The 14,689-nt window shown below is 28.7% G+C and carries 16 protein-coding genes; all 16 read left to right on the top strand.

The window, feature by feature from the left end:
* The first annotated feature begins 14 nt into the window (after window positions 1-14).
* The 16 genes from DQN46_RS04205 to DQN46_RS04280 all read left to right on the top strand — a co-directional run bounded on the left by DQN46_RS04205 (window position 15) and on the right by DQN46_RS04280 (window position 14,600).
* Complete coding sequence (locus DQN46_RS04205) at window positions 15-320, top strand: DUF1292 domain-containing protein (protein ID WP_111743126.1); 306 nt, start codon at window positions 15-17, stop codon at window positions 318-320.
* Window positions 321-323: 3 nt separating this feature from the next.
* Window positions 324-1,463 (top strand): endolytic transglycosylase MltG, encoded by a 1,140-nt coding sequence (gene mltG, locus DQN46_RS04210; RefSeq protein WP_111743127.1) that lies wholly within the window; start codon window positions 324-326, stop codon window positions 1,461-1,463.
* Window positions 1,464-1,579: 116 nt separating this feature from the next.
* Window positions 1,580-2,329: an RsmE family RNA methyltransferase gene (locus DQN46_RS04215; RefSeq protein WP_111743128.1), complete on the top strand. Its 750-nt coding sequence runs from the start codon at window positions 1,580-1,582 to the stop codon at window positions 2,327-2,329.
* Window positions 2,330-2,341: 12 nt separating this feature from the next.
* On the top strand, window positions 2,342-2,665 hold the full coding sequence (locus DQN46_RS04220; protein ID WP_004632031.1) for a DivIVA domain-containing protein: 324 nt from the start codon (window positions 2,342-2,344) through the stop codon (window positions 2,663-2,665).
* Between the two features lie 24 nt (window positions 2,666-2,689).
* On the top strand, window positions 2,690-3,862 hold the full coding sequence (coaBC, locus tag DQN46_RS04225) for a bifunctional phosphopantothenoylcysteine decarboxylase/phosphopantothenate--cysteine ligase CoaBC (RefSeq protein ID WP_111743129.1): 1,173 nt from the start codon (window positions 2,690-2,692) through the stop codon (window positions 3,860-3,862).
* Window positions 3,863-3,906: 44 nt separating this feature from the next.
* On the top strand, window positions 3,907-6,270 hold the full coding sequence (priA, locus tag DQN46_RS04230; RefSeq protein ID WP_111743130.1) for a replication restart helicase PriA: 2,364 nt from the start codon (window positions 3,907-3,909) through the stop codon (window positions 6,268-6,270).
* A gap of 136 nt (window positions 6,271-6,406) precedes the next feature.
* Window positions 6,407-6,730 carry a YlxM family DNA-binding protein gene (ylxM, locus tag DQN46_RS04235; RefSeq protein WP_004632025.1) on the top strand — a complete coding sequence of 108 codons (324 nt, stop codon included), beginning with the start codon at window positions 6,407-6,409 and terminating at the stop codon, window positions 6,728-6,730.
* Window positions 6,731-6,741: 11 nt separating this feature from the next.
* A complete protein-coding gene (ffh, locus tag DQN46_RS04240) occupies window positions 6,742-8,094 on the top strand; it encodes a signal recognition particle protein (RefSeq protein WP_111743131.1) in 1,353 nt (450 codons plus the stop codon).
* Window positions 8,095-8,100: 6 nt separating this feature from the next.
* The gene (gene trmL, locus DQN46_RS04245; RefSeq protein ID WP_111743132.1) at window positions 8,101-8,574 is read left to right on the top strand and encodes a tRNA (uridine(34)/cytosine(34)/5-carboxymethylaminomethyluridine(34)-2'-O)-methyltransferase TrmL; all 474 of its coding nucleotides are present in this window, start codon (window positions 8,101-8,103) and stop codon (window positions 8,572-8,574) included.
* A gap of 59 nt (window positions 8,575-8,633) precedes the next feature.
* On the top strand, window positions 8,634-9,107 hold the full coding sequence (gene ybeY, locus DQN46_RS04250; RefSeq protein WP_111743133.1) for an rRNA maturation RNase YbeY: 474 nt from the start codon (window positions 8,634-8,636) through the stop codon (window positions 9,105-9,107).
* 2 nt (window positions 9,108-9,109) lie between these two features.
* Window positions 9,110-10,018, top strand: coding sequence for a GTPase Era (era, locus tag DQN46_RS04255; protein WP_111743134.1), 909 nt, complete (start codon window positions 9,110-9,112; stop codon window positions 10,016-10,018).
* A complete protein-coding gene (gene recO, locus DQN46_RS04260) occupies window positions 10,002-10,733 on the top strand; it encodes a DNA repair protein RecO (protein WP_111743135.1) in 732 nt (243 codons plus the stop codon). The genes era and recO overlap by 17 nt, the downstream gene beginning before the upstream one ends.
* Before the next feature lie 13 nt (window positions 10,734-10,746).
* On the top strand, window positions 10,747-11,541 hold the full coding sequence (gene racE, locus DQN46_RS04265; RefSeq protein ID WP_111743136.1) for a glutamate racemase: 795 nt from the start codon (window positions 10,747-10,749) through the stop codon (window positions 11,539-11,541).
* A gap of 18 nt (window positions 11,542-11,559) precedes the next feature.
* Entirely contained in the window at window positions 11,560-12,144 is a 585-nt protein-coding gene (locus DQN46_RS04270) for an XTP/dITP diphosphatase (protein WP_111743137.1), read from the top strand.
* Window positions 12,134-12,343, top strand: a complete 210-nt coding sequence (locus tag DQN46_RS04275; protein ID WP_111743138.1) for a ferredoxin — start codon at window positions 12,134-12,136, stop codon at window positions 12,341-12,343. Before DQN46_RS04270 ends, DQN46_RS04275 begins: the two co-directional genes overlap by 11 nt.
* A 166-nt stretch (window positions 12,344-12,509) precedes the next feature.
* Window positions 12,510-14,600, top strand: a complete 2,091-nt coding sequence (locus DQN46_RS04280) for a DNA translocase FtsK (RefSeq protein ID WP_111743732.1) — start codon at window positions 12,510-12,512, stop codon at window positions 14,598-14,600.
* Window positions 14,601-14,689 lie beyond the last annotated feature (89 nt).

Raw genomic sequence — 14,689 nt, forward strand, 5'->3', positions numbered from 1 at the left:
TGGAGGATAACAAGATGCAAGAGAAAGATTTAAAAAATATTAGCATAGATAATACAGAGGAAGTATACACGCTTAGTACATTAGAAGGAGAAGAGAAAGAATATCGTAAAATTTTAGAGTTTACAAACCCGACTAATGGTAACCTATATTATATTTTCGCGGAAGAAGAAACTATTGATGAAGAGGAAATCAGCATTTTCCCTATGGTATGCGTAGAAGATGATGAAGATAATATTCGTTTTGAACCAGTAGAAACTGATGAAGAATATGATATGATTTCAGAAGTATTAGATACTTTTTATTATGATGAGAGTGAGTAAAGAATGAACGAAGAACAAGTAAGAAAACGCAGAGAAGAATTGCGAAAAAAAAATAGAGAAAACAAAGGGAAAGCCCCTATACTACCAATTTTTCTAACAGTAATATTAGTTGCAGCTATTTCAGTATTATCATTCTTTTATTACATGACAACACCTGTAGATAAAAGTAATAATAATGATATAACAATAGAGATTAAAGAAAATTATGGTAGTGCCAAAATTGCAGAGGAATTAAAGAATAAAGGACTAATACGAAATCAGGCAGTCTTTAAGCTATATACAAGAATAAAATCAGATACATTTTATGTTGGTAGCTTTTCACTAAAACCTAGCATGAGCATGGCTAAAATAATTGATGAACTTAGTTCAAAAGACAAAGCTAAATCAGCCAATAGTTTTGCGGTTATTGAAGGTGATAGTATTTTGAAACTTGCTCAAAAGCTAGAAAAAACTAAATTAAGTAGTAAAGAATTTTTAGAGAAAGTTAATGATGCTGAATTTATAAAAAAATTACAAAAACAATTTCCTGAACTTATTACAGATGATATATATGGCAAAGATATTAAATATGCGCTTGAAGGATATTTATATCCAGCAATTTACAACATAGAAGAAAATGAAACTGTAGAATCATTAATTACAAAAATGGTTAAAACTACTAATGAAAGAGTCGTTCCATTGTTCAAAAAAAATAGTGGAGAATGGATAATTAATAATGAAAAAGTAAAAATTTCTATTCATGACTACATTACAATGGCAAGTATTTTAGAGAAAGAATCAACTAAGACAGATGAAAATAAACTTATCGCCAGTGTATTCTTTAATCGTTTAGCAAAAGGAATGAAACTACAAACTGATCCGTCAGCTAATTATGCAGCCGATAAATTAACAGGTGCACCTACACAAAGAGAACTATCTCTACAATCACCATATAATACATATACAACAGTAGGACTACCTCCTGGGCCTATTGCTTCAGTAGGAGTGGCTTCATATGAAGCACTGAATAACGCGGAAACTACAGATTATTTATATTTCTTACATGCTTCAAAAGATGGGAAAGCATATTTTTCTAAAACTTATGAAGAACATGAAAACTTAGCTAAGGAGCATATAGAAGGATATATCCCGAGCAGAAGTTAATTTAAAAAGAGGTTACTTAAGTAACCTCTTTTTAGTTTACCAAAAAGTACTAGCTATTGCTTTACTTAAAAGAATAAGGTAAAATTATATATGAAAATAATATTTTAGGAGACTTTATGCAACAGTATTTTGTTAATGATAAATTTGATATAAACTCTACATACAACCTATCCAAAGACGATAGTAATCATATTGTTAGAATTATGAGAAAAAAAATAAATGATAAAATTTATGTTGTTTTTACTGATGAAATCAAATATATTTGTAGTATCATAAACGACAACATAGAAAGTGTTATTGTTAAACCTTATGAAGAAGTAAGAGGGAGTAATGAGTTACCTATAAAGATTACAATTGCAATTCCGCCATTAAAAAATGATAAGACAGAGTATTTAATACAAAAATTAACTGAATTAGGTGTTAGTAGCATAGTATTATTTAATTCTGAAAGAAATATTGCGAAAATTAAAAAAGATAAAGTTGAATCTAAATTAAATCGTTGGCAAAAAATAATTAAAGAGGCAGCAGAACAATCAAAACGTAATCTTATACCTGATATTACATATATAGATTGTTTCGAAAAGCTTATAGAATATTCTAAATCGCTAGACTATAAAATGGTAGCTTATGAAAAAGAATCAATAAATGAAGATAACTATAATTTAAAAAAAATTTTAAATGGGCCGTTAGAGAATAAATCAGTTATAGCAGTGTTCGGCAGCGAAGGTGGTTTATCAGAAAAAGAAATAAATACTTTAACTTCATCTGAGTTTGATGTTATAAGCTTAGGTAAAAGAATATTAAGGGCTGAAACGGCACCTTTGTATTTGACAAGTTGTGTATCATATTTTAGTGAATTTAAATAAAGGAGTTATGACATGAGTGTTGAATTGAATTTAACAGCAAAAAATATTTATGAAAAAGAATTTAAAAAGAGTAGGGTAAAGGGATATAGCGAAGACGATGTTAATGACTATTTAGATTTAATTATCGAAGATTATATGAAATTAGATAAACTATTAACTCGTATTAAAGAGCTAGAAATAGAGAATCAAAATCTAAAAATAAAAATTGATGCTTTAAAAAATGTTACAAAGGATGAAAAACCTAACCAAGTGACAAATCTGGATATATTAAAGAGATTGTCTAAATTGGAAATTGCTGTGTTCGGTCCAAATAATAAAGAGAATGAAATCTATTAACGTTTTATAAGGAGATAGTATAAGATGAACATATTACAAATCGTTTCAGGGGGAATAGCTGCATATAAAGCTATTGATTTATCTAGTTCCTTAGTAAAAAAAGGGCATAATGTTAAAGTTGTTTTAACTAGTAATGCACAAAAATTTGTAACAGAATTGCCATTTCAAACTTTAACAAAAAATAGAGTATATACTGATACTTTTATAGAATTAAATGAGAATGAGATTCAGCATATAGACCTGGTAAAATGGGCTGATAAAATAATAGTCGCACCTACGACAGCTAATATCCTTTCTAAATTTGCAAATGGTATTGCTGATGATTTAGCTACATCACTTATGCTGGCAGTAAAAGATTTTTCCAAAGTATATATTGTTCCTGCTATGAATACAACAATGTACGAAAATCTGATTATTCAAGAAAATATTGCTAAGCTTTCTAAATTAGGCTTCAATTTTATAGAACCCGACAGTGGTTTGCTTGCTTGTGGAGATGTCGGACAAGGGAAATTTCCTCAAACTGAAAAAATACTAGCAGAGCTGTTTAATAATGACAAGAAAGAGCTTTTAGGGAAAAGAGTTCTAATTACAGCTGGTCCTACAAAAGAATTTATAGATCCATTTAGATGTTTAACTAATCCATCGAGTGGAAAAATGGGAATAGCAATAGCAAATGAAGTAGCAAAACGTGGAGGCGAAGTAATTTTAGTAACCGGAGTAGGAATAAAAGAAAGTCACGAAAACATAAAAGTTAAAAAAATTGTTAGCACACAGGATATGTATGAAGTAGTTAAAGAAAATTATAAAGACTGTGATATTATAATAAAAGCCGCTGCTGTTTCGGATTACACACCTGTAGAAGTTTTTGATAAAAAAGTGAAAAAACAAACTGATGATCTAGCAATTCAATTTAAGCGTACGCCAGATATTTTGAAATATGTCGGAGAACACAAAAAAGAAAATCAAATAGTTGTAGGCTTTGCTGCTGAAACAAACGATTTATTAGATTATGCTAAAGAAAAGATTAAGAAGAAGAATTTAGATTATATAGTTGCCAATGATATTTCTAAGCAAGGCATCGGTTTTGGTAGTGATGATAATGAAGTTTATATTATCGCAAAAAATGGAAATATCAAAAAAGTAGAGAAAACTACCAAAGAAAATATAGCAAAGGAATTATTGGATACTATAATATAGTCAATATAAAATAAAATTTTCAAATTAAGAAAGGAGGATAATAAATGTATGCAGAGATTATAGTTGATGTAAATAATCATAATGTTAATCAAAGTTTTTATTATATAATTCCAAAAGAATTTGAAAATGAAGATATAGTAGGTTATCGAGTTGAAGTACCGTTCGGAACAAGAATAGTACAAGGATATGTAACGAATATATTTGAAACATACACAGGAAATGCAGATTTATCAAAGTTTAAATATATTAAAAAATTAAAAGATAACTTTCCAGTTTTTACTAAAGAGATGTTGTTGTTATCTAAAATTATGGCAGAAGAACTTTTTTGTACAAGAATACAAGTGTTGGAAACTATGATACCAACTATTTTTAAAAATAAATATATTGAATACTATGAGTTATTAGATGGAAATAAAACTTTGCTCTTGGATTACAAAAAATATTTCAATGCTGAAGATTTAATTGAAAAGAAAAAATTTGAAAAAATTTTCACTGTTGAGCAAATAGGCTACTTAATATCATTAAAGGCAATAAGACTAATAAGTAAAATTAAAGAAAGAAATAATAAAACTACTGAACGTTATTTAGTCTTAAATGATTTTAAAAATAAGAAATTAACTACTAAACAGAAAATTCTAATCGATTATCTTTTAGCGCACAATAAAATTAAGATATCTGATGTTAAACAAAAGCTTAATATAGGGACTAGTGTCATAAAAAAATTAATAGATAGTAGCACATTAACCGTAATAGAAGAAGATGAAGAATTACATATTAATTCTTCAATAATGACTAATACTAACAATCTTAGTATTTATCAAAAAGATGTATATGATAAAATTTCCCGAAATTTTAGTGGAAAAAAATTTAATGAGTATTTATTACATGGTGTTACTGGATCAGGTAAAACAGAGATATATATTAGATTAGTTGAGAATATTTTGATACAAAATAAAGAAGCTATAGTACTTGTCCCAGAAATAATTTTAACACCTCAAATAGAAAAAAAATTCAGAGGTATCTTCGGAGATAATATCGCCGTATTACATTCGCGTTTGTCAACACGCGAGAAATACTACGAGTGGAAAAAAATTCGTGACGGGAAAGTTAAAATTTGTTTAGGAACACGTTCAGCTATTTTTGCCCCTTTTCAAAATCTTGGTTTAATTATTATTGATGAAGAACATGAAAATAGTTATAAACAAACAGATTCTCCTAGATATGATGCAAAAGATATAGCTAAAAAGCGTGGGGTATACAATAAATGCAGTGTAATTTATGCTAGTGCGACTCCATCTATTGATTTGTATTACAACTTTAAACAAAAAAATGTCGATAATATACTAACACTTTCTCATAGATTTAATAATAAGTTACCAAAAATTTCTGTTATTCATAACGATAACAAAGAGGAAGTTATTTCTCTAAAATTATTAGAAAAAATACGTGAAAAGCTAGACGCAAAAGAGCAAATTTTATTACTTATTAACAAACGTGGATATACCAATTTTATTCGCTGTTACTTATGCGGACATCTATACAAATGCCCTAATTGCGATATAAGCTTAAATTATCATAAATACGATAATTCATTACATTGTCATTTTTGTGGGTACCATGAGAAAATTTCAAATATAAAAAAATGTTGCTCTAATCCAGAACTGGTTGCCGGGAATTTTGGCATCCAAAAAGTAGAAGAGTACTTACTAGAAAAAATTCCTGAATTAAGAATAATACGTATGGATTCAGATACAACAACCAGAAAAGGTTCGTATGAAAAACTACTAACAAATTTCAAAGAACATAAAGCAGATTTATTACTAGGAACACAAATGATTTCTAAGGGATTAGATTTTCCTAATATTACTTTAGTAGGAGTCTTATCTATTGATGGTCTTATGGCTATTCCAAGCTTTAAAGCAAACGAAAAACTCTTTCAATTATTGGTGCAAACAGCAGGTCGAGCAGGAAGAAGCGATAAAGAAGGAGAAGTGGTCTTCCAAACTAATATATCAAGCAATATCATAGATTACGCTATCAAGCAAAGTTATTTAGATTTTTATAAATATGAAGTAAATAGACGGAAACTCATAAATTATCCACCTTTTTGTAAAATATCATTTATTACTATTAAAGGGTACGATGAAAAAAAAGTCGAATATGCCGCAAAGACTATTTACAATTTTTTAAGAGAAAAAAATAAAACTTTAGATATCTTAGGTCCAAATAGAAATGTATTTTATAAAATAAATAATGAATATAAATATAATGTAGCTGTAAAATATCAAGAGGATGAGTATAAACAACTGTATCCACTTTTAAAATATATAAACAATTATTTTGCAGATAGTTTTTCTACTGAAAAAATAACGATAACTATTGACAATTTTGCGCAAGATTATATCTAACTGAATAATAAAAAAAGGCGAGCTAATAAATTAGCTTCGCCTTTTTCACACAATAAAACACCTCAAAAGTTTGAAAAAAACGCGGTTTTATCGTATAATATAAAGATATAGATTTATATTTTACTGGAGGAAGATTGTGGAAATAGAACAGATTATAAAAGTTTCACAACTTTATGACTTTTACTCTGAATTATTAAGTCAAAAACAAAAACAGTACTTGAATGATTACTTTTTTAATGACTTATCTCTTACAGAGATTTCGGAAAATTATGAGATATCAAAACAAGCAGTTTCTAATAATATTAAAAGAACAATAATAGAATTAGAACAATTTGAAGAAAAATTAAATTTAATTAAATTAAATAATGAAAGGTTATTTTTATTAAATGAAATTAGAAAATTAACTGATAATGAAGAAATATTAGATTACATTGAGCAGTTAAGTAAATTAGAAAACTAGGAGAGTGTTGTATGGCATTTGAAAATTTATCAGAAAGATTGCAAAATACTATTGCAAAATTAACAGGAAAAGGAAAGGTATCTGAAGCTGATGTTAAAGAAATGATGCGAGAAGTTCGTCTTGCATTATTAGAAGCTGATGTTAATTTTAAAGTAGTAAAAGACTTTGTTAAAAAAATAAGTGAACGTGCAGTAGGGACAGAAGTTATGAAATCACTAACTCCTGCTCAACAAATTGTCAAGATTGTTAATGAAGAGTTGATAGAATTACTTGGTGGTACTAATGTTGAACTTAACCAAGGTGGGAAAATTACAACAACTATGATGGTTGGACTTCAAGGTGCAGGGAAAACTACTACTGCAGGGAAACTTGCACTTAAAGTTAAAAAAACTATGAAGAAAAAACCGCTTCTTATTGCAGCCGATGTTTATCGTCCTGCTGCTGTTCAACAACTTAAAACTCTTGGAAAACAATTAGACATAGAAGTTTTTTACGTTGACAAAGATCCAGTTGACATTGTTAAAGAAGGTTTAGAGTTCGCTCGAGAACATTACTATAATTATGTTATTATAGATACTGCAGGGCGTCTTCATATTGATGAACTGCTTATGGATGAATTAAAAGATATAAAATCAGCAGTAAATCCAGATGAAATTCTACTTGTTGTGGATGCAATGATAGGGCAAGAAGCTGTCAATATCGCAACATCATTCGATGAACAGTTGGATATTACAGGTCTTGTTCTTACAAAACTTGATGGTGATACTCGTGGTGGAGCAGCATTGTCTATTAAATCAATTACTGGAAAACCTATTAAGTTAGTAGGTATGGGTGAGAAAATGAATGACCTTGAGTTATTCCACCCAGAACGTATGGCATCACGTATTTTAGGTATGGGCGATGTTCTTACCCTGATTGAAAAAGCCCAAGCTAATATCGATGAAGATGAAGCAAAAAAAATGCAAGAAAAGTTACTTAATCAAAGTTTCACATTTGAAGATTTTTTATCACAACTAGAACAGGTTAAAAAATTAGGTAGCTTTAAAGATATTCTTGGAATGATTCCTGGAATGGGAAAAATGAAAAACATGAATTTGGATGCTGTAGATGAAAAACAATTTGTTTATGTTGAAGCTATCATCAAATCTATGACTATTGAAGAACGTCAAAATCCTGATATTATAAATGTACCACGTCGTAAGCGTATTGCTGCTGGTAGTGGACGCCCAATTAGTGAAGTTCATAAACTTATTAAGCAGTTTGAAGAAATGCGTAAAATGATGAAACAATTTGGTGGTTTAATGAATGATAAATCTAAGAGAAAGGGTCTTGGGAGAATGTTTGGTGGCAAACTTCCATTCTAATGTAATATGAATAATATAGTTTTATTTCAACCAGAAATTCCTGCAAATACAGGGAATATTGCACGTACTTGTGTAGGTACAAATACAAGGTTGCATTTAATAAGGCCATTAGGTTTTTCTATTGATGATAAACACGTTAAACGAGCTGGTTTGGATTATTGGGAACATCTAGACCTAATAGTTTGGGATAGTTTTGATGAGTTTTTAGAAGCAACTAGCGATAAAAATTATTTTTTAATAACTAAATTTGGACAAAAAACTTATTCTGATTTTGACTTTTCTAATAAAAACGATGAAGAAATCTATTTTATTTTTGGAAGAGAAACTAAAGGATTACCTAAAGAATTTAGAGAAAAATATAGTGAACAGGCTCTTCGTATCCCTATGAGCGAAAACGTTCGTTCACTTAACTTATCTAATACTGCTGCTTTAATAATATATGAAGCACTTAGGCAACAAAATTTTAGCAAATTAAATTAAGTAATAGGAGTAGTCTATTTAGACGATCCCCTATAAACTTGAAAAACAAGGAGATAATTATGACTTTTGTTGATATTATTGATGACAACAATTTGATTGAAGATACTACGAAAGATATGTTGGTAGAGCTTTTAAAATGTGCTGCAAAACATGAAAATATTAACACTGAAATCACCGAAATGTCTTTATCTTTTGTAAGTAAAGAAGAAATTCAAGAGATAAATCGTGATTACAGAGGAAAAGATGTACCTACAGATGTTATATCATTTGCTTTAAACGACGAAATAGAAGATGAAGTTCATATTATAGGATTAGAAGATGAATTTAATTCTATTGGGGATATAATAATATGTGTTGATATTGCTCGTGAACAAGCACAAGAATATAATCATAGCTTTGATCGTGAAATTGGATTTTTAGCAGTTCATGGCTTTTTACATTTATTAGGTTATGATCATATGAATGAAGAAGATGAAAAAGAGATGTTTGATAAACAAGAAGCGATTCTTGAAGAATTTGGATTAAGGAGATAATTATGTTTGATGAACAAATAAAAACAGGGTTTGTCACTATTATTGGTAGACCTAATGCAGGAAAGTCTACATTGTTAAATAATATATTAAAACAAAAAATTGCAATAATGTCTGATAAACCTCAAACTACACGTAACATAATAAATGGAGTATATACCGACCAAGATTCACAAATTGTCTTTATTGATACACCAGGAATACATAAACCTAAACATCGTTTAGGTGATTATATGATGAAGCTTGCTAGTAGTGCTATTCAAGAATCAGAAATAGTTTATCTAATAATCAATGCAGGAGAAAAATTTGGTCCAGGGGATCAACATTTAATTAATATCGTTAAAGAATTGAATGTGCCAACATTTTTATTAATTAATAAAATAGATTTAATTAGTCCAGAAAAATTGATTGAAATTATATCATTTTATAAAGATTTATATGACTTCGTAGAAATCGTTCCTATTTCAGCGTTAAAATCTATTAATGTAGATAATTTATTAAATGTGACTAAAAAATACCTGCAATTAAGCTATAAAATGTATCCAGATGATGTTATTACTGATTCGCCGGAGTACTTTGTAATTTCTGAATTTATTAGAGAAAAAGTTTTACAACTTACCAATCAAGAAATACCACATTCTATTGCCGTGATTATAGATAAAATAGAAAAACAAGATGGCAAAAAGAAAAATATTATAGCCACAATTGTTGTAGAGAGAAAATCTCAAAAAGGTATGATTATCGGAAAACAAGGAAAGATGATTAGAGAAATTGGAACACGAGCACGAAAAGATATTGAAGTCTTATTGGGAGAAAAAGTATTTCTTGAACTTTGGGTAAAAGTAATCGATAATTGGCGCTCTAAACCAAACCAAATTCGTGATTTAGGTTACAGAGATGATGTCTTCGACTAATAGAAATTTTATCAAAGGTATAATCATAAAAAAAATAAGATATCGTGATTATCATGAAATACTTCATGTTCTTACTGAACATGGAAAAATAGAAAGTTTTTTTTATGAAAATGTGCATAAAAGCAAAAAAAAAGTTAAAGTTAGTACAGCGAGTGAAGTTACTATTAACTTTTTCTCTACAAGTGGTATGAATAAAATAACTAATTTAGAAATAGAAAACACATACCAAAATATAGTCTATGATGTACTGAAAAACAGCTATGTTGCTAATATGCTAGAATGTCTTAATTATGGTATTGATTCCTCATTTAATTTATATAAATTATTAAAACTTGCCTTAACCTCAATTAATAATGATGTAAGCGAAAAAATAGTATGTTGTTATTTTTTTATGCAAATATTAAAAGATCACGGCTTTATATTTAAATATCAAAAGACAGACTATGAGTATGTAGGTTATAGTTTTTTAAAAAACAGTTTTGTTGATAAATTTAATATCGATTATAGTGTTTTTGGTATTAATGATAATCTTGTCAAGCTAACATATTATATAAGTATAAAAAATATAGATTTTTTAGAAGGTTTAGAGTTAAGTAACAAAGATTTAATTAAACTTTTTTCTTTCTTTAATCTTTTATTTAAAGAATATATAGGAATCGAAACTAAATCATATAAAAAAATAATGGACCTTGAAGAAATGTTAAGTTCTAAATAGAAAGAGGATTTAAATGAAAAATGCTATAGGCGTATTCGATAGTGGAGTGGGGGGATTAACCGTTGCTAGAGAAATTATGCGACAACTTCCAAATGAAACTATATATTATTTTGGAGATGTAAAGAACTGTCCTTATGGTGATAAAACCAAAGATGAAATTATAAAAAACACAGAAAAAGCTGTTGAATTTCTAATTAACCAAGGAGTTAAAATGATTGTTCTTGCTTGTAATACTGCCACTGCAGCAGCTTTAGAATATTTACAAGATAGATATAACTTGCCGATAATAGGGGTTGTTCAGCCAGGAGCAAGACGTGCGATACAGGCAACAGAAAACAATAATGTTTTAGTACTAGGAACGCAGTTTACAGCAGATTCTAAAGTTTACGATAAAGAAATAAAAAATATTAATTCTGATATAGTTGTTTATGATAAAGCATGCCCAACTTTTTGTCCTTTTATAGAAGCCGAAGGTAATCTAGTAGAAGGTGCTACACAAAAGCTTCTTAAAGACGTATTATTTGATACAAAATTATTAGATATAGACACAGTTGTATTAGGTTGCACTCACTATCCAATTTTAAAAAAAGATATTGAAGAATATTATGGAAACAATATAAAAGTCATATCGTCAGGACATGAAGCGGCGCGTGATGTGAGTACCGTATTAGGTTATGCAAAACTACTTCAGAAAAAACTTAATAAAACCGATCATAAATTTTTTATTTCAAAAGAAAGTGAACATTTTAATAATATAGCATCTAAATGGTTAAAACATACTATTAAAGCTGAAGTAGTAGATATATAGGAGTAAAAAATAAGAATTATGAAAAATTTAATATTAGCATCAAATAATGCTCATAAAGTAAAAGAAATTAAACAAATTTTAACTGATTATAATATTTTAACATTGAAAGAAGTCAATTTTACTGAAGATATTATAGAAGATGGTGATAGTTTTGAAGAAAATGCACTAATCAAAGCTCGAACTATAGCGAAATATTCTGGGAAAGCTGCTATTGCAGATGATAGTGGTCTCAGTGTTGATAAGTTAAATGGTCGGCCTGGTGTTTATTCAGCTCGTTATTCTCCAGAACAGACAGATGAAAAAAATATTGAAAAAGTACTTACTGAATTAGCAGGTGAACAATCAAAAGCTAAATTTGTTTCGGTTATCGCTATGGTTACACCTGAAGGTGATGAATTTACATTTAGAGGTGAATGTGAAGGAGAAATTATCTTTGAAAAGCGTGGAACTAATGGTTTTGGTTATGATCCCATATTTTATGTACCTGAATTAAATAAAACATTCGCTGAAATCTCTTCTGATGAAAAAAATGCAATAAGTCATCGTAAAAAATCTTTAGAAAAATTTGCAAAATTTTTAAAAGAGCAAGACAATGAAAACTAAAGTAGTGAGAGATAATTGTATAGCTTGCGGAAATTGTAACGCAATTTGTCCTGATATATATGATTATGATGAAGATGGGATAGCATACTGTCATATTGATAATAATGAAATGACTGAAGAGATAGATGAAGAGTTTAGAAGTTTAGTGCTAGATGCATATAAAAATTGCCCAACTGAGGCTATTATAGTAGAAGATTAGTAGAAAGGAGAATACATTGAGTACAAAAAAGAAAACAAAAGCTAAAAGTAAATCAAAAACAAAAAAAAGTATAAATAAAAAATCGCTTCCTAAACTAACTAAAGAAGCTTATCATGCGATATTTTTTGTTGTAGCAATCGTCATTGTTATTTTTTCTATTCTTCAAATGGGGGTTATAGGAAGATTTTTTGATTCATTATTTAAGTACTTATTCGGAAATTTTAGTTATATTATATATTTGATGCTTATCGCTGCACCTATTTACTATATAATGAATAAAAAATTAAATTCTCCAATAATAGTTGCTAGTTGTTTATTATTTATAGACTTTTTATTCCAATTAATTTTGATTGGTAGCAAAAATTTAGATTATATAAGTTTTGCAAGCATCTATAATAACAATGTAGTTAATTATGGGGGAGGATTAATTGCATATTACCCTGTGAAATTACTAATTTATCTATTATCGTATTATGGTTCACTATTAGTTATTATATCAGCAATCATAACTCTTATATTTTTATATTTAAATAAAAATCATCGTGATTTTGTATTAAAAATTAAGTATCATGTTATGAATGCCTTTGACAAAAATATTTATGAGGATGACAACGAAGAGAATATATATAATAAAGAATTTGAAATTTTTGAAAATGAAGAAAATTCAAATGAACAACGTTACAATGATATAAAAGAAAAAGATTTAATTGTAGATATTCGAGACTATAAAGAAGAAGCTAATGAAGTTATAGAAGAGCGAAAAAACAGAAAGAAAGTAACTAAAGCTATAAATAAAGATGTGCAAGAAGTAACTAAATTTGATAATAGTCAAGATACTTCTTATGATAATTATAAATTACCTCCTATAACATTGTTAAATAACCCTATAAAAAAACAAACAATAACAAAAAGCGACATTGTGGAAAAGTCAAAAATATTACAAAGTACATTTAATAATTTTGGAATAGAAGTAAAAATAGTAAAAGCTATAGTCGGTCCATCAATAACGCAATTTCAAATATTGCCAACTCCAGGAACCAAAGTGAGTAAAATAGTAAACTTAAGCAATGATATAGCATTAAACCTTGCTGCTAAAGATGTCAGAATTGAAGCTCCTATACCTGGTAAATCGCTAATTGGAATTGAAATTCCAAATAAAGTAAATGAACTTGTTTCGATGAAAGAAGTGTTTGTCAATGATAAAGATATTTCGCCATTATCTGTGGCATTAGGAAAAGATGTAGCAGGAGAAGCTATTTTTACAAGAATTGATAAAACACCTCACTTATTAATTGCAGGCTCTACAGGTAGCGGTAAATCTGTTTGTGTTAATACGATTATAACAAGTATTTTACTTAAAAATAAACCAGATAAAGTTAAGTTAATTATGATAGATCCAAAAATGGTTGAACTTTCTATATATGATGGTATTCCACACTTACTAACATCTGTTGTAACAGATCCTCTTAAAGCTGCTGATGTTCTTCATAAAGTAGTACTGGAAATGGAAAATAGATACCGAGAATTTGCTCGAGCAAGAGTTAGAAATATAGAAGGATTCAATAAGATTGCAGCACAAGATCCAGATTATAAAGAATTACCTTATATTGTTGTCATAATTGATGAGCTCGCAGATTTAATGATGGTCTCTTCTAAAGAGGTAGAAGAATCTATTGCTCGTATTGCTCAAAAAGCTCGTGCAGCAGGTATTCACATGATTATAGCTACACAAAGACCATCTGTTGATGTCATAACTGGTGTAATAAAAACAAATATTCCATCACGTATTGCATTTGCAGTAAGTTCAAGTGTAGATTCAAGAACGATATTAGATAAATCAGGCGCCGAAACATTACTAGGAAAAGGAGATATGCTGTATTTATCTGCAGATTCAAGCAAACCATTACGTATTCAAGGCGCATTCCTTTCTGATGAGGAAGTAGAAAAGGTAGTAGACTTTGTTAAAAGTCAATCAGAAGCACAGTACGATCCTAATATGACTCCAAGTGAAGTTAGTTCACAAAGTGGTGATTTTTCAACTGAAGAAGTAGATCCATTATATAAAGAAGTTTTACTGTTTATAGCTAAAACTCAAAAAGCATCTGCTTCACTGCTACAAAGGAGGTTCAAAATAGGATACAATCGTGCTGCTAGAATTATAGATATGTTAGAAGAAGATGGCTATATAGGGCCAGTGGATGGAAGCAAACCAAGAAAAGTATTTCTAGAAAAAGAATTTGCCGAAGACAACATTTAAGTTTGCATACTTTTAAATATGTAAACTTAAATGAAGACCTATTCATTATCTGTCTAAACTTTATATTGTTCACTCACATACTTTATGAT

Source organism: Gemella morbillorum, from assembly GCF_900476045.1.
GTDB classification, from domain to species: Bacteria; Bacillota; Bacilli; order Staphylococcales; family Gemellaceae; genus Gemella; species Gemella morbillorum.